Source organism: Phaeobacter gallaeciensis DSM 26640, assembly GCF_000511385.1.
Classification (GTDB): Bacteria; Pseudomonadota; Alphaproteobacteria; order Rhodobacterales; family Rhodobacteraceae; genus Phaeobacter; species Phaeobacter gallaeciensis.
The window spans coordinates 2,995,331-3,018,456 of the sequence record NC_023137.1 but is presented as its reverse complement, the minus strand read 5'-3'; the positions used below and the strand labels follow the sequence as shown (position 1 = coordinate 3,018,456).

Sequence of the window (23,126 nt, the reverse complement as noted above, 5' to 3'; positions counted from 1 at the left end):
ACCTAACGCCCACGGGTCCAGCGCGCCTCATTTCGGGTGCGAAACAGCGGTGATTTCACAGCCAGCGCCACGGCAGCATAGGTCATGAACCCCGCCGGATCACGTAGTGCTAGCCGCAGGATCGCAGTTGGTCCGGGGCGGTGGACGTCCTCATTGACCAGCAGAGCGGGACACCGTTCTGCAATCTCCGCCACTCCGGCATTTTGACGTCTGCGCACCCGCACCAGATTGCGAAACCCCTCGATCAGCGGCCATTGGTAGCTGGCCTGCACCCGGACCCGCTCCGCCGGAGCAAAGCTGAGCCGGGCAAAGATATCGTCAGCAATTACATCCGGCCACTGCCCCCAGCGCGCTCGCCCGGTCCGGTTCATCGCAAAGAGGCCGAACCCAGGCACCCCTTCGCGCACAAAGGGCAGCTTTGCCCAGAACCGACTGTACAAACGACTGACCCGACTGCGGGCAGGAGACAACTGTGGGGCGCCGCTGGCATAGCGCGGCTGCTCTGCTTCCAAAGCTGCGCAGATTTGCGCCATCAAAGGGGCGGATACAATCACATCCGCATCCAGATAGACCAGAACAGATCCAGCAGCCCGCGCCTCCCCCTCTGCAAGTGCGCCGATTTTTCCGCCCTCGGGCCGGTCGATCACCGCACAGGTCCACCCCTGCGGCACAGTCACAGCACGAGCCTCCGCGACGGTGCTGTCGGTGCAGCCATTGGCGATCACCAGCACCTCTGCCCCTGCTCCCTTCGGCAACGGATCGCTCGCAAAGAGCGCCGACAGGCAGGCCCCGATATAGCCTGCCTCATTGTGGGCCGGGATCAGTACGCTCAGCAGCGGTGTCATTTTGCTGCCTCCAGCGCGCGCCAGCGCGGATTGTCATCTCTCACGTAGCGCAGGCTGCCCCAACTGCCCCATTTGCCGGGGGATGAGACATCCGAATAGCCGGTGAACAGACTGCCACCTATCTCCGGCCAGCCTGCCAGAAGACTGCGGTACAGAGCACCCATCTCTTCGGTGTAGTTGAAATGACTGAAGAACCCGGTCAGCATTTCGTCATCCACCATCGCGCCAAGACCCACCACATGGCTGCCGCCCTCATACATGATCAGGTCAAGCCCATGCGCCTCAGCGACCTTGGCATGATAGGGCAGAACCCGCCCCAAAAGATCGCTGACAGTATCCTCGGAACTGCCAGAGACAAGCCCGTCGCGCAGCTCTGCTGCGGCCAGGGCGCTGGCGGCATCATATTGGTGAGCTTCCACAAATTCCGCAGCTGCAGCTCCGCGCAGACCCTTGGCCTCAGCGGCTGCCGCAGCCTGTTCCCGGCTTTGCGCGATCCAGGCGCGCAGGGTCGCCGCGCGGTCGGGTAGGCCCAGAATGCCACCAAAGTAACCGGTCACCGCATAGGCATCAAAAAGCCGCGCAGGCTGGCGCCGTGCTGGGTCTTCGGCCACCCACAGGGGCGCCGCCAGTATCTGCTCTTCCAGCCCCAACCAGCCGGTCTGGGTTGCCACCACACGCACCAGCCGATCCTCTGCCGCGTCGCCGAAGACATCGGTCCAGATCATCGCAACCTCGGCAGCGCGGCCCCCGTAGAACTGCATCCACAGATCCTGCCCGCCCCAACGCGCACGCGCCTGATCATCGGCCCAGACCGCCTGTTCGAACTGCCAGTTCCAGACCTCGTTGGAATACTCCACATAGGCGGTCAGCGCAGGGTCCAGCTGGTCGCGGACCAGTCGCGCATAGTTGCGGATATAGATATCATCGGCCATATGCGGCAGCGTGAACCACGGATCGGCTTGCAGGTGATTGGCAAGTGCCACCAGCACCTCCGCCGGGGCACCCTTCTCGGTCCAGCTGTAGTCCTGCACCCGAGGGCGATCTTCCCAGCCGACCTGAATGCTGTCGTTGGTGGCCATCCAGTCCATGAAACGCAGCGCCGCGAACCCGCGCATACGAGCGATCCAATCCGGGTTGAACAGCGCCCCCGCCTGCCAGTCGGGCAGGTGTTTTTCCATCACAACAGTGATATTGCGCACATAGTCGCCGACCCCTTGCCGGTCACTGCGCTGAATGCGGATTTCAACCGCGCCGGGCCCCGGGGTATAGTCAAAGCGGATTTCGCTTTTGCCGTAGCGGATGTTCCTTGCCCGACCAGTGACCTCGATAATCCCGTCGCCTTCGAATTGCAGTACATACCGTCCGGTGAGGCTGCTGGCCTCTTCCGGCAGATCCGTGAGGATCAGGGTGCCGACCGAACCCAGTTCCGGCGGGATGGCAGTGGGCCAACCGTCTGGATCCAGATATCCCGCAGCCGCCAGATCAGAGTAATCTGCGCCCCCCCATTGGCCTGCGATATGTCCAATCCAGGGGCGCGCGGTCTTGAAATGATCAAGGAAGGGCGCCTGCGGACTCCAATCGGCGATAGAGGCAAGGTTCATCGCAATCGGCTGTTTGGGCACGTCGATCAGAGCTGCTTCTGTCTGCGCCGTTACCGCGTCTGACGCAACGCTCTGACTGGCCTGCACCGGCTGGTTCAAGGCGGGCAGCACCGGATCCGTGGGCAGGGGCAGCGGATCTGAGGGCAGGGAGGCCCGTTGAACCCGCTCCCGTGCCGCATCCCAGGCGATCTCCTGCAGCCGCCGCGCCAGAGCAGGGGCGGGCGCCTTATAGCGGCCGCCCCATGCTGAGCGCAGCTGATGCGGGAGGCCGACGGGCGACTGGCCAGTCAGCACCGCATATTGCAGGACAGAGAGGAAATAGAACCCCAGATCATTGGGGTGAATGTCGTCGGCAAAGACCTCCTCGATCCGGCTCAGGCCCGGCACGGTTCCGGCCTGAATGGCGTCATCCAGCCTGGCCATTGCCTGCCCCGCCTTCAGCAGTTTGATACTGCCGCCGGTTTTGCGGTTCACCGTATCGACAACGCTCTGCCAGCGCGGCAGATCCGTCGACAAACGATCGCGCCAAGGCATCGCGGCACCCGCGTCAAATGGCACTTCAACCCCGGTGCCGCTGCTCAGACTGTGCCAGGTCTCCTGCAGATAGACCTCCACCTCAGGATTGGCACGATGGGCGAGGGTGTAGAACTCTGCCAGCGCGCCTTCAGGATCACTCCATTTCAGGTGGTTGGCCAATGGGATGGCTTCGGTGACGATCAGAACATCTATGCCGTCGGCCAACCGGGTACGGGCATTGATCCCCTCGGCCTGATCCGCATGGGCCCAATTGTAGCTGAGCGGGGCGCCATTTATGATTTGCGCCTCGACCGTGATGGTGTCCTCTGTCTGCCCGGCGGCAAGGGCGGGTTGCTGCGCCAGCAGCTGCTCCAGCATCACTGGATTGTCGGGACCGAACAGGGAATGCCCGACCATGACCACACTGGCGACCAGATCCGCCAGCGTCATGTGGACACACCGGTGCGCGGGTGGCTGGTGACCACCTGCCAGACTATGTTCTGCACTTGCCGCGCGGCTTCAGCATTTAAGGCATCGGCCGGCGTGCCATCGGCGCGTTGCAACCGATGGGGCAGGCCAACCGGGGAGCGCTGATACAATGTGCTGACATGGGTAAGGGCAACAATATAGGCCCCCAGATCATTGATATGGATCTGATCCAGCGCCCCTTCCTCGGTGCGGGCAAAAAGGTCTTCGCGGCGGGTCAGCCCGTCGATCTGTCCGGCCTCAGCAGCATGGACAACCGCCGCCATCACCTGTCCCGCAGGGATCAGATAGGCAGGTCGCTTCGGGTTGCGACGGCTGTCCGATCCAGCTAGCCCGCCAAGCCACAGCTGATCCAGATCGCCGTCAATCCGCGCCAGCCAGCCATCAGCCGTATCCAGCGGGTGCCAGGTTTCATAGAGATAAATCCGCGTCTGCGCCGCTCCGGCGCGCGCCAGATCCGCCCAACGGCGAAAATATCGCGCCCCCTTGAAATAACGCAACGCATCACGCAGCTCGACCATCTCTGTGAGGATAACCGCGTCATAGTCGCCCGATCCAATCGCCTCGCGCGCGTCGCGCCAGACCGGAGGCGTGTTCACCTGATCGAAATGCAGGATCTCCAGATCCGGCTCCCAGTGATCCTGCAATGGCGTGCCGGAGCCAAGCTGGCTGTTATACAGATGCCCCTCCGGCGCCAGTTGTTGCACCATATACGGCATATCCGGGCCCACCAGCGAGTGGCCTAGGTGAAACACGCGCATCGGCCCCTCCGGCGCGGTCAAAGGAGGCAGCGCAAAGGGTGTCGCCTGCGCGCCGATTGGCAGCAGCGACAAGAGCGCAAGAAAGCCGCGCCGTCCGATCATTGCACCTGCGGCAGCTGTGCGGCGGTCGCGATCAGCCCCTCCCCGATGACAAATCGCCCCTCAATGCTGTCCCCCGTCAGGAAGGGCGGCTGATCAGCCGTAAACTGCGCAGAAAACTGCCCGCTGATCTGATCTGTGTTGTTTGCCACACTCATCTCCAGTTCCATCCTGTCAAAGCCGAAAAACCGCTCGCTCAGGCGATATTGGCATTTATACGCGGCTTCTTTGGCGGAGAATATCACTTTGGCCAGTTGGCCGGGGTTGATCTGCTGTTCCAGCCAGAGACGTTCCGCCGGGCGGCAGATCTGAGGGATCAGATCATCGGCGAGCGGCGTGTCCTCCTCGACATCAACGCCAAGTCCACGCATCTGCTGCGGCAGCGCGGCGACGGCAACGGCGGTGCTGCGGCAATGGCTGATCGACCCAACCAGCCCGGGCGGCCAGATCGGCGCGCGTTTTGGACCGACGGGAATTGCGGTGGGTGTCAGTCCCAGCGTTGCCATCGCCTGATGCGCTGCAGCACGACCCGCCGCGAACTCTCGCCGCCGCTTCTCCACCGCGTTTGGGGACAGGCAGGCGGCCTCCTCGGGGAAGGGCGCGGGTGGATCTCCCTGCGGATCGCAGACCTCCACTGCAACACCATCGTCAAACAAGGGGCGGATCAGCGCCCGGTGCCGGGCGCTGCGTAAGGATGGTTCAACCAGGGTCATCCACTGCGGGCCTTGCGGTTGGCGCGCATTGCGCGGCGTTTGGACATCATGTCGGATTTTGCCGCCGCATCAACCGCCGGAGCTGCGGGCGCATCCTCCACGGGAGAGGCACCGGTCAGCGCGTCGATATGTCCGGCCAATCCCGACAGGGTCGGAAAGCGGAAGATATCGGTGATCGACAGTTTCGGTACATCCAGCGCGCCGCGAATGTCGCGGTGGGCCTGTACCGCGAGCAGGGAATGGCCACCCAGGGTGAAGAAGTTGTCCTCGGCCCCGATGCCACTGACGCCAAGGATACCGCTCCAGATTTCGGCAATCTTGCTCTGTGCCCCAGTGCTAAGCGGCGCGTCGGAGGTGGGCACGGAAATCTGTACCGGCTTGGGATCGGGCAGCGCCTTGCGGTCGATCTTCTTGTTTGGGGTCAGCGGGAAGGCGTCGAGATGTTCGATATGGCTCGGCACCATGACCGCAGCCAGTCGTTGCATGAGTGCGGCCTTCAGCGCCGCCTGATCCGGTGCCACCGGCCCGGTTACATAGGCGATCAGCCGGGTGTCACCAGCGGTTTCACGTGCGATGACTACGGCCCCGGTAATGCCATCCATCGCCGCCAGCGCGGCTTCGATTTCGCCCAGTTCGATCCGCTGGCCGCGGATTTTGACCTGATGATCGCTGCGGCCCAGGAACTCCAATTGACCATCGGCACGCCACCGCACCAGATCCCCGGTGCGATAGAGATGGGTTGAGGCTACATGCGCCCCAGCATCGGCAAAGGGATCAGGAATAAAACGCTCCGCCGTGAGATCCGGGCGCTGCCAGTAACCGGCGGTCACACCGGCCCCGCCGATCAGCAATTCGCCGGGCACCCCAATCGGCTGCGGGATCAGGCTGTCATTGACGACATAAACAGTCGTATTGGCAATCGGCGCACCAATTTGCGCTGTGCCCACGGGCACCTCCGCAAGGCTCTGCATGGTCGACCAGATGGTGGTCTCTGTCGGGCCATACATATTGTGGATTTCGGCACGGGTCGTCGCGCGCAGGCTGGCCACCAAGTCGCCCGGCAGCGCCTCCCCGCCGATTAACAGATGCGAAAGCCGCCCCAGCACCGGGCGTGCATCGGCGTCCGCGGTGATCATCCGGGCCATTGGCGGGGTGCATTGCATATGGGTGACACCGTGGCGCAGGATCTGCGCCGCAAGCGACACATCCTCTGCAGACAGCTCTTGCGGGGCGTTGGCAAGGCGCAGCACCTCCGCAAGGGGTTTCAGCCCCTCCAGCACGATCTCCGGTGCGATGCCGTAGTCGATCAGGCAGGCGATCTCATCAACGCCGATCTGCTTGAGCTGCTCCACCCGCTGCAGGGCATCCGCAATAGTGCCAAACAGGCCAGAATCCTCAAAATATCGCTCAAAGGCAAAGTCGAGAATGGCCTCCAGCTCCTCTTCCGAAAGCATGCCGAGATCCATCTCGAACGGGTTTTTTACCCCTTCTGGTTTCTTGAACGCAGGAAAGGCCCAGGCATATTGCTTGATCAGGCCAGCCGCCGCGCGCAGGTAATCCTTCATCGGCTCACGGGCTGTGGCGCGGGCGTCTTCGCGGGTGCCCGCGAGATAGCTATGCAGCATCAGCGTGACCTTGTGATCACTGGGATCGTGGCCCGCCGCCCGCAGCGCGTCGTGATAGATGGTGATTTTGCCTGCCACCTCTTCAATGCTTTGTCCCAGAAGATGGGTCAGTACATTGGCCCCGATACTGCCCGCCTCGCGCCAGGTTTCGGGATTACCCGCCGTGGTGACCCAGACCGGCAGCTCCTTTGACACGGGGCGCGGCTGGGTCAGGACCGCATGTTCACCACCGTCCTTGCGGGGGAAGGCGACCTCTTCTCCGCGCCAGAGTTTGCGCACGGTTTCAATGCTTTCAAACAAGGCAGGCTTGTTGGCAGGCGGCGTATTCTCAGGACGCAGGATGAAGTCATCCGGCTGCCAGCCAGAGGCAAAGCCTATACCTGCGCGCCCGCCGGTCAGATTGTCGATCACCGACCATTCTTCGGCAATGCGGGCCGGATGGTGCAGCGGCGCCACGCAGGAGCCCGCGCGCACGCCGATATTTTTCGTCACCGCAGCCACCGCCGCTCCGGTCACCGCCGGGTTCGGATAGGGGCCGCCAAAGGCATGGAAATGTCGCTCTGGCGTCCAGACCGCGTTGAACCCGTGCTGATCGGCAAATTTCGCGCCTTCCAGCAGCAGTTCATATTTGCGGGGGCCGGGACCATCGTCATTGCCCCAGTAAAACAGGTTGAAATCCATGCCGCGATCACTGGTGGCGACCGGGCCATTAGACAGCTGCAACCGCGCCTCATCACTGGACAGCACCAGTTTGAAGCCGCGCGACAAGGTCCAAAACAGTTCCAGCACGGAGATGTCGAAGGACAGGCTGGTCACCGCCAGCCAGCAGTCCCCGGGCTGATGCGGGATGCGGTCATCCATCGCTGCAAAGAAGTTGGTGACATTGCCATGGCGTACCATCACGCCCTTCGGTGTGCCGGTGGAGCCAGATGTGTAAATCAGATAGGCCAGATCCTCTGGTCCAGGCGCATTGGTAGGCGTTTCGGCCACAGTACCGGCCACGGCGGAGACCTCGGGCAGGGCGTCAAGGCACAGGATGTCGGCTGACAGTTTGCCGGGCAGCTGGTCGCGGTGTCCGGTGTCGGTCAGGATCACGCTTGCGGCGCTGTCGGCAATGAAATGCGCGATGCGATCTGCCGGGTAGGCCGGATCCAGCGGCACATAAGCCCCGCCTGCCGCCATCGTGGCGAGGGCGGCAATCACCAGATCTGGCCCGCGCCCAAGGTAGATACCGACATGGCTGCCCGGCTCTACACCACGGTCACGCAGGAGGGCTGCCAGATGATCAACGCGAGCAGAGAGCTCGGCATAGGTCAGGCTCTGATCCTCATAGACCAGCGCCGTGGCCTCCGGGGTTCGTGTCACCTGCGCTGCAAACTCCGCCGGTATGGTGCTTTGCCCGATGTCGGAACGGGCGGTGCTGTTCCAATCCACCAACATCTGTCGCCGCTCGGCCTCTGGCAGGATCGGCAAATCGGCGATGGTGCCTCCAGAGGCCGAGTCCAGCGCGTCAATCAGCAGTTCGGCTCGCCCCACCAGCAGCTCGGTTGCTTGCACATCTACTCGGCCTGTATCGATATGCAGGGCCAAAGCGCCCTCCGACAGGGAAAGGGTCGCTGCACATCCGTCAATAGGCTGCGCTCGCCCCAGCATGCAGCCGATATCAGGGCATAGGCCGCTGCCCCCGGTCTGTCGCAGCTCCGGCGCGCGGGCGATCAGATCGGCTGCAAACCCGCCGTTGTTCCGAGTGCTGTCGAGATCCGTAGCTAACCGGGGCCGCAGATCGTCCAGGGGCTCATCGCGGCGGGCCTGAAGCGGTACCCAGTCACAGATCAGCCCCGCGATGGCAGTCTCCTGCAGCGCATCCGTGCTGAGCGCGATCCCGGCAGCCTCCGCCCCGGAGCTGGATAGCGTGAGAGCAAGAGCGACGCTCAGCACATCGACCTCGGTCAGGGGCGCATTATGGGACAGCGTGAGGTGGTTGATTTCGACTGCCCCATCAGCTGCCGGACCTGCCAAGGGCAGATCCACAGCGGGCAAGGCCGCCAACGCCTTGCGCCATTTACCCTCGCTGGCCTGCGTCGCGGCCAGTTGCCGGGTCAAATCGCTGCTGGCCGCTGCATCAAGAGACGGCAGACTATCCCCGGTTTTGACGTGATCAGCTGCACGGATCGGGCGTCCGTCGCAGTGGTGCAATCCGCCAATCCGCAGCGCGCCATCACCGCAGGCCAAGGTCATCGTCGTATCGTCTACGCTCAGCACGGTGCCCGGCGCGCCGGATCCCTCTGCGATCTCTGCGGTGCCGATCAACGCTACTGGCGCATCGCTGGTTGCAGGCAGTCGGACCTTGGCGGCACAAAGCGGGTTCCAGTACCCGTTGAAATCAAGGGCACGCACCAGCCGGTGCAGGTCCGCGGCGGGTTGCGCCAGATCCAGCAGTGCGTCCGCTTCGGGCCGGTCAGCGCGGGTATAGAGCTTGCGGGTGCTGAAATCCTGCGCCGTTCGCACCAGTGTGCCGGTTTCCAGCTGTCCCAGCACATCTCCGAAGCTGTCCATCGCGGCGGCGTAGCATTTGGCGTTGAGGCTATAGGCTGTTTCATCTTCGGCAATCGCAAATAGGCGCTGGGCGAGGATATCGCCCTCATCGACGCCGCCCTCAATCATGTGCCAGGTAATTCCGTAGTCCTCAGCCCCTTCGATCAGGGCCCAGTTTGGCGTGTTGAGGCCAGCATAACGCGGCAGCGGACCGTCGTGAAAATTGACGCCGCCCTTGCTCGCGCGGGCCAGCACGCTGTCGGGGATGATCTCAAGGTTCGCGATGGACAGCAGCCAGTCCACAGATCCGTCAAAATCGCGCGCGTCTTCAAGCACAGTCAGGCCCTTGTCAGCAGCCCACTGGCGGATTTCGGCGTCTTTTGTGACCACTGCGGCAATACTGTGGCCGCGGGCCAGCAACATGTCCGCGCAGGCGACAAGCAGTGATTCATTGCCAAGAACGATACAGGAGAATGGGGTCATTTCTGCTCCTCCGGTTGAGACGGGGTCTGGCGCGGTTCCATAGGCTTAGTTTTGCGGCGGCGAAAGATCGCGCGGCTATGATGAACGATCAGATCCCGCAGAAAATAGGGTGGATCGGAGGCCGGTTTGTCCGACACCAGCCGCCGCAGCCCGTAGAGCAGGCTGCCGCTGATCAGCGCCAATGTGGCCCCAACCGTGTAGGCGCGCCCATGGGTGCTGAGAAAATAGTGCAACCGGCTGTCGAACCAGTATTGCGGCGTGCGCTGCCAGTCTTTCATCCCGGTTGAGGCGGATCCCACATGGGCCACCTCGCTTTCCGGCAGGTAGTGCGTGCTCCAGCCAGCGCGGGCGGCACGGTGGCACAGCTCGGTTTCCTCAAAGTAGAGAAAGAACGTCTCGTCAAACCCGCCCACCGCGTCAATCACCTCGCGGCGGATCATCAGACTGGCACCAGCGGTCCAATCCAACTGTGTTGGCGTGGTGGGGATTTCCATCGGCACCACGGCATCTTGCAGCAGGCGCGTTACGATGCCGGTTCGTACGGAGGATTCAAACTCCCCTGCGATGGTCGGAAAGCGAAATGCAGTGCAATGAGGCGTCCCATCGGTGCCGCGCACATAGGAACCGACCAGACCCGCGCTGGGGGTCGCTTGCAGAAAATCTCGCAACGCGCGGATCGCGCCTGGTTGCACAAAGGCATCAGAGTTCAGCAAGTAGTAAAACTCCGGCGCAGTACCATCGGATAGGCCAAGGCGAAAGCCGATGTTCATACCCGCGCCAAACCCGCCGTTATCCTCACTTGCGATTAGGCGTAGGCGGCCGCTGTCTAGCCAGCCGCGCTCTTGCACCGCCGTGAGCAGCTGCTCATAAGAGCCATCGGCGGAACCATTGTCGATGATCACCACCTCACCCGGCAGCTCTTCCATCTGCTCCAGCGCGGCGGCGGCGCAGTCCAGCGTCATCTGAGGCGTCTTGTAGTTCAGGATGATGGTCAGAATGCGCGCATTTGTACCGCCCGAGGCGGCGCCTACAGGCTGCGCGGCGGAGGGGGTGGCGGCTTTGGTCATTCTGCGGCCTCCGCGGTGCTGTGGGCCAGCGCTGCTGCGTCGGCGGCATCCAGTCGCGTCTTCACCTCTCCAGCCAGCACACTGACATTCGGCACCAGAACCATACTGTCGTGATCGCCGGGGACCTCGACCACTTCAACGGCGGGGGCCCAACGGGTCCAGTCGTTGTCATCAAAGACATATTCCCGCTCGCGGCTGACCCAATTCCCGGCAGAGACCTGCCAGTGCCGGTCAAGCGGCGGGCGGAACAGCGTCATAGGTCCGGACCATGGACGCAGATCATAGGCGGGCAGGGCAGCGCGGAAGGCCAGTTCGACCTTGCGGTTGTTGAACACTGGCGCAGCGCTGTCGTCGCTGGCAGCATAGCGGCGTTTCTCGATCTCCCAAGCGATGCGATTGGTGACCCATTCGCCCAGATAGCCGATGCCCTTGCTGCGCAACTCGGCCCATTTGATCAGCGCCTTGTCGCGGCGTGTCAGCTCCGGGCGCATAGGGAGCGGCGTGTCCAGGAGGATCAGTGCGGCAGTTTCTTCGCCTTTGGCTTGCAGTTGCTGGGCCATCTCATAGGCGGTCAGCCCGCCGCCGGAGAACCCGCCCAGAAGATACGGCCCCTCTGGCTGGATGCTGCGGATCTCTGCCAGATAATCACGTGCCGCTGTATCCAGACGATCATGCGGCGCATCCTCGCCGATCAGGCCTCGGGCCTGCAGCCCGTAAACGGGACGGTCCTTCCCGACCATCAGGGCCAGATGACGCAGGTTCAGAACATTGCCAAACATGCCCGCCACAAGGAAGAACGGCCGCCGCCCGGTGCCATCACCGGGATGCAGCTGGACCAAATGGGTGTAGCTGGGGGTCATAGATGTGGTGTCGCCTGCGGTATCGACCGGGGTCTCGGTGGTGAGACCGCCACCGGTGCGCGCAATCACCAGCTCTGCCAGCTTGGCAACAGAAGGGGCCTCAAACAGGGTGGAGATCGCCAGATCGACGCCAAAACTGCGCTTGATCTGCGCAAACAGCCGGACCGCGATCAGGGAATGACCACCAAGGTCAAAGAAACTGTCCTCAACCCCGACCTGCGTCACTCCGAGGAGGCGCGCGAACTGAGCGGCGATATCTTCCTCCACGGCATTGCGCGGGGCAAGGTAATCGGTGTCCAGTTGCGGTCGCTCAAAGCTTTGGTTGGTGTCGGCATTCTGCGGCGGCGGCTGATCGGCTTGCGCAATCAGATCCGGCAGCGCCAGCGACGAGACCACCACCTGCGACAGCCCGGTGGCGAGCGCCCGGCGCAAGGCCTCGGGACCGTCCTCGGCACGGATCCCTTGGGCGATATTGCGGTGAAGGCGCCGTTCCTCCGGCGACAAGGACTGCGCACTGCCCGGTGCAGTCAGTCCCAGATCCTCAGCGCTGGCGTCTGCGCCCTCCGCCGGGGCCAAATTGGTGGCGCCGGGCAGCTGCTGCATTTGAAACCCACGAATTTCCGCCACAACAGTGCCATCCGTAGCCGCCAGCGTGATGTCGAACCGCGCGCTATTTGCAGAGCTGTCGACCAGCCGCATGTGGCTCAGAGCTTCAGTAGGCAGCGGCGCAAAGATCTGGATACTGTCATAGGACACCGGCACCCAAAGCGCGCTGCCTCGATAGGCCGGGACCAGATCAATGGCCCAGCCGGTGGCCAGATCCATCAGCCCGGGGGGCAGGAGGGTGCCGTCTTTTTCGGCGATCTGCGGCAGTTTCAGTTGGGCGAGGCCTTCTGCGGTTCCATGGCGGACCTCTTCGAGAACATGCCAGCGCGGGCCGAATTTCAGATGTGCTTCCTGCGGTGTTTTCAGCCGCTCCGCCGGGGTGGTCACTGATACCTCCGGCATGCGAAGCCTCAGTTTAGGGATATCGACCGGTTCAGGCGGGTTCCCATCGAGATCGGTGTCCAGCAGCGCCTGTACATGCAGCGCATAGCCTTCCGCCGTGCGGCTGTAGACGGCAAAGTCATAGCCATGTTCCACCGGGGTCAGCCGGACGGTCATATCGCAAGGTGTCTCTGTGACCACGAGTGGACGCAGAAAATAGAGATCGCGCAGTGCAAAAGGCGCGTCATGGCCCAGCTCCGCCAGCGCCTCAGCGGCATATTCGATATATCCGGTGCCGGGGATTAGCGCGGTGCCATCCTTGGTGCGATGCTCATCCAATATCCACTGATCACTGCTCAATCGGCGGTGAAACAGCAAACTGCCGTCATGGGCAAACTGGCGGCTGTCAAACAGCGGCTGATTGCAGGAAATTGGATCGCTGCCCGCCTCAGGCTGGTGTGAGCCAAGAGCATCCGCCGCCATTCCGACGTCTGCCCAGACCCCCCAGTCAACCGCCACCACATGCGTCCTCTGATCCGGTGAGGCGAGTGCGCTGCGATGTTTGGCAAAGGCATTGAGGTATTCATTGGCAGCAACATAGTCCACCTGGCCAATCGGGCGTGTCACCGTCGAGGAGGAGGAAAACAGCACCATCAACTCCAGCTGATCCGCGCCGAAGATGGCGTCAAGCACTCTGAGCCCGCTGACTTTGGGAGCCAGAACCTGAGCGATATCCTCTTCTGTTTTGGCGAGAACCGGCGCATCGTTGATCTGGCCGGCGCCGTGAATGACGCCGGTGATCGGGCCAAAGGTCTCCTCAGCCGTTGCAACAGCGGTGCGCATTTGCTCGCTGTTGCAGACATCTGCGGCCAGCGGCAAGACGCGGCCTTTCCCAAGTGCTTCCAGCGCCATCACGGCGCGGATGCGTTGCGCGGTTGTATTGGCCGGGCTGTGACGATTGAGATAGCTGTCCCAGTCGTCGCGCGGCGGCAGACCACCGCGCGAGATCAACACCACATTGGCGCCGAGCCTTTGCATAAGATCCGCCGCAATCGTGCGTCCGATGCCGCCATACCCACCGGTGATCAGATAAGTTCCACCTGCGCGGAAGCCAGGATTCGACGATGGGGATTGCGCGCCCTCTGGCAGCGCCACGGGGCGCCACCGCAAGGCATAACGCTTGTCGCCGCGCCAGAGCGCCGTGTCGTTCGCCGGTTCCGCCAGCACCTCCTCCAGCAGGCGGTCGGCAATCGGCATCGGAGCGTCATTCGACAGCCAGCGGCGCAGACCATTGGGGCGGGTTGGCAGCTCAATATCGACCGTGGCACAGGTCAGGCCGGGGATTTCGCGCGGCAGCACACCCGCGGGGCCGGCAATCATCGCCTTTTCCGGGTAGGGCAGCGGCTCGTTGCGCAGCTGTGCTGCCCCGGTGGTGAAAACCGTCATATGCACAGGCTGCGGCAGATCGATCTGGGCCAGAGTTTGCCCCAAGGCGGTCAGCGCATAAAACCCCATCTCCAGATTGCGATCAAAGAAAGAGGCGCCGGGACGGAAGCTCTCGCCCTCGGTGACCAGCCAGAAATGGCCGATCCGACTGGGCAGAAGATCCGCCAGCGCCAGATCGGCAAGCAGCGCATCATAGCCCGCGCGCCCCTGTTCGGGAGCCAGCATATAACGGCTCTCGCTCAACTGAGCATAGGTGTCGCCGGGGGTGACCCGTACCACCCTGTGCCCTGCCTGTTCCAGCCGTGGCGCCAGATCTGCGCAAAGCCCGGTGTCATCCTCAAACAGCAGCCAGGTTTCAGGCTGCTGATCCAGCTCGGTGGTAACATCAAGATCACAGCCCGCCAGCGCAGGTCGCCAGCTGGGGCGCGATCCCCATTGTGACAGGTCGTCATGGCGCTGGGGCGCGCTGATTGCGGTTTCCGCTGTGGCCGGGGCTGCGGGTTCAATGAAATAGCGGCTGCGCTGAAACGCATAGGTTGGCAGCGGCAGACGCTGGCGGCGGGCGTCTCCCCAGATCTGATCCCAATCCGCCTCCAGCCCAGCGGCCCAGAGCCGTCCGATCACGCCAAAGAAATAAGCATCATCGGCCATCGTCTGATCGGGATGGCGCAGCGAGCTGAGCACCTGACCGGGCTTGATCGCCGGAGCCATCTGCGCCAGCGAGGACAAGGCTTTGCCGGGGCCAACCTCGAGATAGAGCCGGTTCGGTTTCTCGGCGAGCGTGTCGAGGCAGGCGGAAAACATCACCGTATTGCGCAGCTGGCCAACCCAGTATTCGGGGTCAGTGGCCTCGGCGTCACTTAGGATGCTGCCGCTGCGGTTGGAGAGGATCGGGCGGCCGGGGGCGGTCAGGGTCAACCCGCGCAGGAATTGGCGATACTCCCCCAGAATACCCTCCAGCATGCGGCTGTGGGCGGCAATGTCGATCTGGATGCGTTGATGATCCACCTCATCCGCCGTCAGTTGCGCCGCCAATGTATCCAGTGCCTCCTGCGGACCGGAGACAGCTGTGAGGCGGGGGGCATTGACGCTGGCAATGTCCAGCTCCGGTGACAATCTGGCCTCAACCTCTTCCAGCGGGAGCGAGATCGACAGCATGCCGCCGGCAGGCACCTTGTCGAACAGCCGTCCACGCAGCAGTACCAGATCGATGCAATCCTCAAACGATAGTACGCCGGCCAGACAGGCTGCGGTGTTCTCCCCCATGGAATGGCCCACCAGCGCGGCGGGGCGCACGCCCCAGCTGATCCAAAGTTGCGCCAGCGCGAATTCAACGATCATGATCAGCGGCAGCTGCACCGATGGCTGTTGCAGGCGCGCATTTGCGGCGTCCTCCTGCCCCGGATCCGGCAGCCATAGCGCGCGAATATCATAGTCCAGCTGGCCCTCAAGGTGATCGAGACCCCGGTCCATCCAATCGGCAAAAACCGGTTCGGTTTCATAGAGATCCCGCGCCATGCCTGCATATTGTGCGCCGCCGCCGGGGAACATGAAGACCACCTCAGGGGTGCTGTCTGCGCAGGTATGGTCAAACACGCGCCTCGGATCGCTCGCCTCCAGCAGGGCGGCAGCCTGTTCAGGGGTTTCGACGACCAACGTCCGGCGCTTGGCAAATCCGCGACGGCCTTCTTTCAGCGTATAGGCGACATCGGCCAGCGGCAGATCTGGATTGGCGCGCAGATGGGCGGCCAGGGCCGAAGCATTGGCATCAAGCGCTGCTTTCGAATGGCCGGACAGGCAAAGAACGTGGAACGGGAAATCGCTCTCATCCGAGGCGGGGCGGGGGGCGGCTTGTTCCAGCACCGCATGGGCGTTGGTGCCGCCAACCCCAAGTGCATTGATCGCCGCACGGCGGGGGCCTTTGGCTGAGGTCCAGTCGCACAGGCGGTCGTTGACCACAAAGGGTGAGGTTTCAAAGTCAATGGCCGGGTTCGGCGCTTCATACCCCAGGCTGGGCGGGATCTGGCCATGATGCAGCGCCAGCGTTGTCTTGATCAGCCCGGCCACACCGGCGGCAGTATCCAGATGCCCGATATTGGTCTTCACCGAGCCGATGCGGCAATAGCCGACCGCAGGCGTGGTCTCGCGGTAGGCTTCGGTCAGGGCCGTGACCTCAATCGGGTCGCCCAGATAGGTTCCGGTGCCGTGGCATTCGACATAGTCGATGGTATCCGGCGGCGTATCCGCTGCGCGCAGCGCCTGTCGCACGGCGCTGGCCTGCCCTTCAACCGAGGGGGCGAGATAGCCGGCCTTGTCGGCGCCGTCATTGTTGATCGCCGAACCCTTGATGACGGCCCAGATGTGATCGCCATCCCGCAGCGCGTCCTCCAAACGACGCAGCGCAACGGCCCCGGCGCCGGAGCCAAAAACGGTTCCCTGTGCGCGGTGGTCAAACGCGTGGCAGTGGCCGTCCGGTGACAGGATCTCGTTCTCCTTGAACAGGTAGCCGCGGCCCTGCGGCAGCTCAATGGTGACGCCGCCGGCAAGAGCCATCTCACACTCGCCCTCGCGCAGGGCCTTGCTGGCGTAATGCACAGCTACCAGCGAGGTCGAGCAAGCGGTCTGGATATTGACGGACGGGCCTTTGAGATCAAACACATGGCTGACGCGGGTGGACAGGAAGTCCTTGTCGTTGCCGGTGTGGCGCAGCAGGAACATACCGACATCATCGACCAGCGGTTTGTTGGAGCAGATGTTGAAGTAGAAATAGCTGCCCATGCCGCAGCCGGCATAGACCCCGATCGGACCATCAAGGCTCTCAGGTGGGTGACCGGCGTCCTCCATAGCGCCCCAGGCAACCTCCAGGAATTTGCGGTGTTGCGGGTCAAGGATCGCAGCTTCTTTCGGGCTGAAGCCGAAAAAGTCGGCGTCAAACTCGGCGTAGCCCTCCAGCGCTGCGGCGGCGGCAACATAATTCGGGTCTGACAGGGTCTCGGGGTCTTCACCTGCGGCTAAGAGGTCGTCTTCGCTGACAGGGCGGATGGATTCCACGCCGTCGCGCAGGTTTTGCCAGAATGCGCCGGGGGACTGGGCGCCCGGCACGCAAAGTGACATGCCCACTATGGCAATGTCCCCGCTGTAACGCGAGGCATCAAACGGAGTGCGATCCGTGGTTTTCCCAGATGTCTTCAATTGCCCCAATCGTCCTCAAATCATGTGCCCGGCCGTGAACGCAGCACCGGACATAGCCCCAACCAATTAACAACACTGACCACCCTATCTGGGTGGCCCTGCAACAGTGGCACGAATTGGTCCCCAATCTGTGAACAGGGTGTTCGCCCGCTGGCCCCCAAGCCGACGGAAAACCCTGTTCGCAACGTGAACCCTGCAAAAGATATACGGTATCGTTAGGGACGGATTGTGTCCAATCCTGCCAAAATTGCGAAGAGAATGCGGCATCATAGCACGCTGCGCCGTTTGCGCGGTGGTGGTGCAGTTGCCAGAGCCTGATTGCCATCGAACAGCTGCCGTTTGGGGGTAAAGAGACCAGGATATCGCAGCCGCTCAGCATAGCCCAGAACCGACCCGGCACAAAGCCATGTCACCGGCGTCAGCGTGGCGTTCAGCAACATGTCCACCAAGGTCGCGGCCAGCATCAGTGCCAGAGGGGCTGCAAAAGGCGACAGCGTCGACGCCGCATGGCGGCGCACCTGTTGCCACAGCAGAACCAAGGGCCCTGCCAACAGGCCCATCTCAGCGATATAGCCGACCCAGCCGAAGGTTCCAAAAACCAGAATCCAGCGCCCGTCAGGGATCGACTCGATCTCCCCGCTTTCCAGATTGCGGACCAGATTGCGGCCCCAGCCCCCCCAGCCAAACCAGGGTTTGTCAGCGGCGCGGTCCAGCATCAGCGCTTCATTGGTAAACCGAAATCCAAGGGATTGGGCCCGTTCCGGGCTGAAGGCCTGAGCTTGCGCCAGAATCGCATCCACCGGCACCAGCCCAAGATTGCGCAGCATCGGATAGACAATCGCCACCACGCCCAGTGCCAGGGCAAGCCGCATCTGCATCCGGTAAGACGCCATGGCGACAAAGGGGGTGAAGACAAGACCATAGACCAGCGATGCAATGCTCTTGCAGAGCACCAGCACACCAAAGAGATAGACCGCCGCAATCGTGTATTGGCGTTTATCCGGGGCTTCCGCGCTCCGGGCCAGCGCGGTGGCCGCCAGAACTGACATCAGCATGAACAACGCCAGCCACAGGCTGTGCGGCAGGAAGACGATGGGGCGGAATCCGCCCTGGCGCATCGTCTGGCTGAAGTCATGCTGGAAAAAGCCATAGATCCAGGTGTTCAGCTGCGGGCTGAAGCGGACCTCAAACAACGAGGGGACGGAGTAGACCAACCCTGCCACCATCAGCACGATCACCAATTGGCGCTGCTGGTCGGGATGTGACAGATAGCGCCGCGCCAGAAAGAACGGCAGCAGCACGATCATCTGGTTGATCATCACCGAGCCGAGATCGCGCCAGCGCAGGCCCGGCAGCGCGTAGGTGGGAAAGACGATGGGCTCGGCGTTTTCGATAACGCGGAACACAATCGGGTCGCCGTTGGTCACCACGGTTGCAATCACCGATCCCAGAAAAATCGCTACCAGCCCCCGCATGACCGGATGGCGTGGCCAGATCTCAACCCGTTTGCGCAGGATATAGGCACAGATCACAAAGGCGACGACAGCTGGGATGGAGTCCTTATCCATATCCGGCACCAATGGCAGGTCGAACACCGCCAGCGGCGGCAGGAACAGATAGCCGCCGATTACGCACCACAAAATCGCCTGCTGCAGCGACATTCGCCGAAACAGTTTATATGCGATCACCGGCCAGGCGATCAGCATCAGATAGGCCAGTGCATTTGGCATTGCGTGCGGACCTCAGGCTCCTATTTGCCCCCATGAACATAAGTTTAGCCCCAGATGACTGCGCTGTCGCCCGCATTCGTATTCTGAGGTAAACTCTTGAAACAGAGGCAAGGCCATGTGATCGAATAGGAATGCCGGTTCTGATGCATGAGGTCCGGCGCATGAGGGGGCAGCGGGTGTATTTTGACATTCAGGACACGCGGATTGATGTGAATATCGCCGATCCAGCGCGATTGGAGCAGGCGGTTATGGGGCATTTCCAGACCCGCCGCGGCTTTGCATTGGCGACGGTCAACCTTGACCATCTGGTAAAAATGCGCAGCTCACCTGCGTTTCTGAAGGCCTATGCCGCGCAGGATTTTGTGGTTGCGGATGGCCGCCCAATTGTCTGGTTGTCGCAGCTGGCGCAGCGGCCTGTGGCATTGATGCCGGGCTCAGACATGGTGGTGCCCCTGTGCCGCTGGGCCGCCCGCGCTGGGGTGCCAATCGCCCTGGTCGGCAGCACTGACGCGGCACTTCAGGATGCTTCGCGCGCCTTGCAGGCTGAGGTGCCGGGGCTTGAGGTGGCGTGGTGTCACGCGCCCTCTGGGGTGTTTGATCCCAACAGCCCTGAGGCGGAGAAAATTCTGTCCGAGTTGGCGCGCAAACAGATTGGTTTGTGTTTTCTGGCCCTTGGTGCGCCGAAGCAGGAAATCATGGCTGCCCGTGGCCGCGCTTTGGCGCCGGAGGTCGGCTTTGCCTCGGTGGGGGCAGGATTGGACTTCCTTGGCGGGCACCAAAAACGCGCGCCCGCCTGGGTGCGCGGGCTGGCACTGGAGTGGTTTTGGCGCGCATTGAGCAGCCCGCGCCGTCTGGGACCGCGGTATTTGCGCTGCATCGCCATCCTTCCGGGTCAGCTGCTACATGCGTTGCGGCTGCGCCATCCCTGATCGGCTGGGCGCTCAGCCGCTACTTGTATTCCAGCAGCCCGCGATTGCGTCCGCGCAGCCGCAGCCAATGATATTCCAGCGCGCCCTGTGCTTCGGCAAATTTGCCAAGCATGGAATAGAGGGCACGGGTGCGGCCCATCCTGTGTGACAGGCGCAGACCTTGCGCGGGATAGATCAGCAGCAGGAGCAGCGCCCAGCCTGAAAACGGCAGGAGTATCAGGGTCAGCAGCGGGATCCCGGCCCCCCAAAGCAATGCGCGCCGGGTTTCAGCAACCCAATGGCGTTCGGGGCCCGCGCCATGCAGCGCTGCGCCTTCGGCGAAGGCAAAACCAGCGCGACGGCTGCGTTGCCACCATTGCGAAAATCGGTGCATCTGCGCGTCGTGCAGCGTCATCTCCGCATCCAGCCGCCAGATGCTCCAGCCAGCCCGCGCCAGACGCAGGCACAGCTCCGGTTCCTCACCCGCAATCAGAGCGTTGCGATAGCCGCCGACCTCCTGCAGGGCGCGAAGCCGCATCAGCGCATCCCCGCCACAGGCCTTGGCCGGGCCGATGGGCGTGTTCCATTCATCGTCGCACAGTTGATTGTAGACAGAGGCCTCAGGGGCGCGTTCCCGCCGTCGCCCGCACACGACCGCCAGCTGCGGATCAGCCTCCAGCCGTGCGGCCGCGGCGGCGATCCACCCGGGCACCACTTCGCAGTCGCCGTCCACCAGCTGCACGTACTCACAGTCGCCATCCAGATGGGCCAGACCTGCGTTGCGGGCGCGGGCGGCTGTAAATCGTTGGCTCATTTCGAGGCTGATCACCTTGATCCCCATCGCCTCGGTGGCGGCAACCGATCCGTCAGTTGATCCGCTGTCGACATAAATCACCCGGCGGACCTGCCCCTGCAGGCTGTTCAGGCAAGCAACCAGCCGTGCGCCCTCGTTGCGGCCAATCACCACCGCGTCGACGATGGGGGACGTGAGAGCCGGGGGCGCGGGAGAGGATACATCAGTCATTAGTCCGCAATCTCCGCTAGATAGCGCGCCGAAACCTGCAGAAACCCGGCCTTGCGCAGCGCTGCAGGTCCGGTTTCGGGGCCATCGTATTCCTGCGCAGTTTGCGACCACAATGTCAGATCAGGCTTCTTGGCAAAGCCCGCAACCCGCAGCGCATCCTCACCATGGGGGATGGCGGCTGCTTCCAGTGAAGCCTGATCCCGTGCCATCGGATCATTGGCGAATTTATAGTGTTTCAGCACGGCCATCGTGTCCGCAACCCGGACGCCGGCCGACACATGTGGATGCATCGCCGGGTCGATGTCAGCGCCGATAAACACCAGCGGGTGTTTGCTCAGGCAACAGCGCTCCCCGAAGACAGCACCACGTATGCCGCCAAACTGCATCTTGGGCGGGGGCGCATCGGGGATCTGGTTTTGGGACAGGAAGAAACCCAAGCCAGTCGCCGGATCATGATAGTCCAAGGCGCAGACAGCGCTGATATCATAGTGGCAAAAACTCCGCTGCACCTCAGGGTAGGATTGCTGCGCCACCGACCGCAGCGGGGCCTGCGGGAACATCTCCAGCATCTGGGCCATCATCGCGCTGTATTCATGCTGGTTGAGATAGCGCAGAAGTCCGCTCAAGCCGAGCTGGGCCTGTCCCTCGAATTCAAGGATCTCGTCCATATCGGCAAAAAGACACCAACGATCCGCAGAGAATTTGCGCGCTGCATAACCGCGAAAGATATTCTCGAACCGGCCCCAGGGGAGGCGGGATTGCAGCACGGTAACATCCGGCTCCTGCGCCAGCTGCGCTAGCGTGCCGTCGGTTGATCCGGTGTCACAGAAAACGAAATGCGACACCCCAAGTGCGCGGTAGTGGGCCAGGAACACGTCAAGGTAATAGGCGCCATCCCGGACCAGCGCGACCACGGTCACAGCCTCACGCGGGAGGTCAATTTTCCGAGGTCCCGACAGATGCCGGAGCGAGATGCGAAAGCGCAACCGGTCAAACGGCAGGCCGATCTTGCTGTCGAACCAACCTGCAAGGCGCGACAGCACCCGGCCAGCCTTTGGGCCGGTCGGGACCGGGGCCGCTGTGCGGGAGGGATCTGTCGTGCCGGTCATCGGAACTCCTGTCTGACAGATCCAAACTGTGCAAAACAACCATCTGTGGCAAGCACATTGCGGGGGGATGCTTGCAATGTTAGCGCTAAAATTGTGACTGTCGCAGAATTGCATTTCGGCTCTGAATACGGCAGTGTCTCGCAAAATTCGGACATTCAGAAAGGCAGAGCACATGGGCTCGGATATGACAGTGCTGGTTGGCGACGTGGGCGGCAGCAATACCCGGCTGGCCCTTGCCGGGCCTGAAATCGGGGTCACTGCCCTGCAGAGCTTTGCCAATGATAGCTTTTCCAGCCTTGATGATGTTCTGGCGGCCTATTGTACCCAGCCGGATCTGCCGCCGCTGGCTGGCGCCTGTATTGCCGTGGCAGGGCCGGTTTATGGCAATGAATATCAGCTGACCAACCGCAACTGGCAGGGCACTGCTGCGGGTCTTGCGCAGCAGTTGCAGCTTGGGGCAGGCGCACGGGTGGATGTGATCAACGATCTGGCCGCGCTTGGCCATTCGCTGCCTGCGCTGATCCCGGGCCAGCTGTCGTCGTTGCGTGCAGGGCATCAACGGGGGACGCAAGCGTTGGTGGCGGGCATCGGCACCGGCTTTAACGTGTCGCTGTCAGTAGAGGGTCACACCGCAGAGGCGGAGATGGGCCACACCAGCCTTTCGGCTCCTGTTGCGCGTGGTTTGACAGGTATACTCGGCGAGCGGGCAAGTGAATTTGCCACCAATGAAGACCTGTTCTCGGGGAGAGGGCTGGTGCGGTATCATCAGGCCTTGCACGGTGTTGCCGCTGAAGGTGGCGCGCAAATCGTGGCGGATTACCTCGCCGATGGTGACAGCCCTGCGGGCCAAACCGTCACCAGCTGGGCGCGGCTCTTGGGGGATTTTGCCCGCGAGCTGGTGCCAACCTATATGCCGGGGCAGGGGATTTTCTTTGCTGGCAGCGTGGCACGCGGCATTCTTGGCACCCCCGCCTGTGAGGTGTTCCTCAACAGTTTCCTGCAACCTGCAACCGGCGTGCAGAGCCGCTGTGAGACCACGCCGCTGTGGCTCATTACCGATGATGCCGCCGGCGTTAGCGGGGCCGCGCGTTTCGCGATTGAAAAAGCCGGTCGCGGCAGCTGACGCAGCTCAGCGGGTG

General features: G+C 62.6%; 12 protein-coding genes. 2 read left to right on the top strand and 10 right to left on the bottom strand.

What is annotated here, in order from left to right; translation table 11 throughout:
• Positions 1-2: 2 nt before the first annotated feature.
• From GAL_RS14550 to GAL_RS14515, 8 genes are all read right to left on the bottom strand, one after another.
• Entirely contained in the window at positions 3-845 is an 843-nt protein-coding gene (locus GAL_RS14550; protein ID WP_024098328.1) for a glycosyltransferase family 2 protein, read from the bottom strand.
• Positions 842-3,412 carry a hypothetical protein gene (locus GAL_RS14545; RefSeq protein WP_024098327.1) on the bottom strand — a complete coding sequence of 857 codons (2,571 nt, stop codon included), beginning with the start codon at positions 3,410-3,412 and terminating at the stop codon, positions 842-844. The genes GAL_RS14550 and GAL_RS14545 overlap by 4 nt, the downstream gene beginning before the upstream one ends.
• On the bottom strand, positions 3,409-4,311 hold the full coding sequence (locus GAL_RS14540; RefSeq protein ID WP_024098326.1) for a hypothetical protein: 903 nt from the start codon (positions 4,309-4,311) through the stop codon (positions 3,409-3,411). Before GAL_RS14540 ends, GAL_RS14545 begins: the two co-directional genes overlap by 4 nt.
• The gene (locus GAL_RS14535; RefSeq protein ID WP_024098325.1) at positions 4,308-5,021 is read right to left on the bottom strand and encodes a 4'-phosphopantetheinyl transferase family protein; all 714 of its coding nucleotides are present in this window, start codon (positions 5,019-5,021) and stop codon (positions 4,308-4,310) included. Before GAL_RS14535 ends, GAL_RS14540 begins: the two co-directional genes overlap by 4 nt.
• Positions 5,018-9,664, bottom strand: coding sequence for a MupA/Atu3671 family FMN-dependent luciferase-like monooxygenase (locus tag GAL_RS14530; RefSeq protein WP_024098324.1), 4,647 nt, complete (start codon positions 9,662-9,664; stop codon positions 5,018-5,020). Before GAL_RS14530 ends, GAL_RS14535 begins: the two co-directional genes overlap by 4 nt.
• Positions 9,661-10,731: a glycosyltransferase family 2 protein gene (locus GAL_RS14525; protein ID WP_024098323.1), complete on the bottom strand. Its 1,071-nt coding sequence runs from the start codon at positions 10,729-10,731 to the stop codon at positions 9,661-9,663. Before GAL_RS14525 ends, GAL_RS14530 begins: the two co-directional genes overlap by 4 nt.
• Positions 10,728-17,216 (bottom strand): type I polyketide synthase, encoded by a 6,489-nt coding sequence (locus GAL_RS14520; protein ID WP_040104108.1) that lies wholly within the window; start codon positions 17,214-17,216, stop codon positions 10,728-10,730. Before GAL_RS14520 ends, GAL_RS14525 begins: the two co-directional genes overlap by 4 nt.
• 266 nt (positions 17,217-17,482) lie before the next feature.
• Positions 17,483-18,946, bottom strand: coding sequence for an O-antigen ligase like membrane protein (locus GAL_RS14515; protein WP_024098321.1), 1,464 nt, complete (start codon positions 18,944-18,946; stop codon positions 17,483-17,485).
• Between the two features lie 176 nt (positions 18,947-19,122).
• On the opposite strand from GAL_RS14515, the gene GAL_RS14510 reads away from it, so the two are divergent.
• Complete coding sequence (locus GAL_RS14510) at positions 19,123-19,875, top strand: WecB/TagA/CpsF family glycosyltransferase (RefSeq protein ID WP_040104180.1); 753 nt, start codon at positions 19,123-19,125, stop codon at positions 19,873-19,875.
• Between the two features lie 19 nt (positions 19,876-19,894).
• Here GAL_RS14510 and GAL_RS14505 read toward each other — a convergent pair whose 3' ends face one another.
• Together GAL_RS14505 and GAL_RS14500 are read right to left on the bottom strand one after the other, a co-directional pair.
• The gene (locus GAL_RS14505) at positions 19,895-20,878 is read right to left on the bottom strand and encodes a glycosyltransferase family 2 protein (protein WP_024098319.1); all 984 of its coding nucleotides are present in this window, start codon (positions 20,876-20,878) and stop codon (positions 19,895-19,897) included.
• Positions 20,878-21,987, bottom strand: coding sequence for a glycosyltransferase family 2 protein (locus GAL_RS14500; RefSeq protein WP_024098318.1), 1,110 nt, complete (start codon positions 21,985-21,987; stop codon positions 20,878-20,880). The genes GAL_RS14505 and GAL_RS14500 overlap by 1 nt, the downstream gene beginning before the upstream one ends.
• Positions 21,988-22,159: 172 nt before the next feature.
• Between GAL_RS14500 and GAL_RS14495 the strand changes: the two genes are divergently transcribed.
• The gene (locus tag GAL_RS14495) at positions 22,160-23,110 is read left to right on the top strand and encodes a glucokinase (RefSeq protein WP_024098317.1); all 951 of its coding nucleotides are present in this window, start codon (positions 22,160-22,162) and stop codon (positions 23,108-23,110) included.
• The last annotated feature ends 16 nt before the right edge of the window (positions 23,111-23,126 follow it).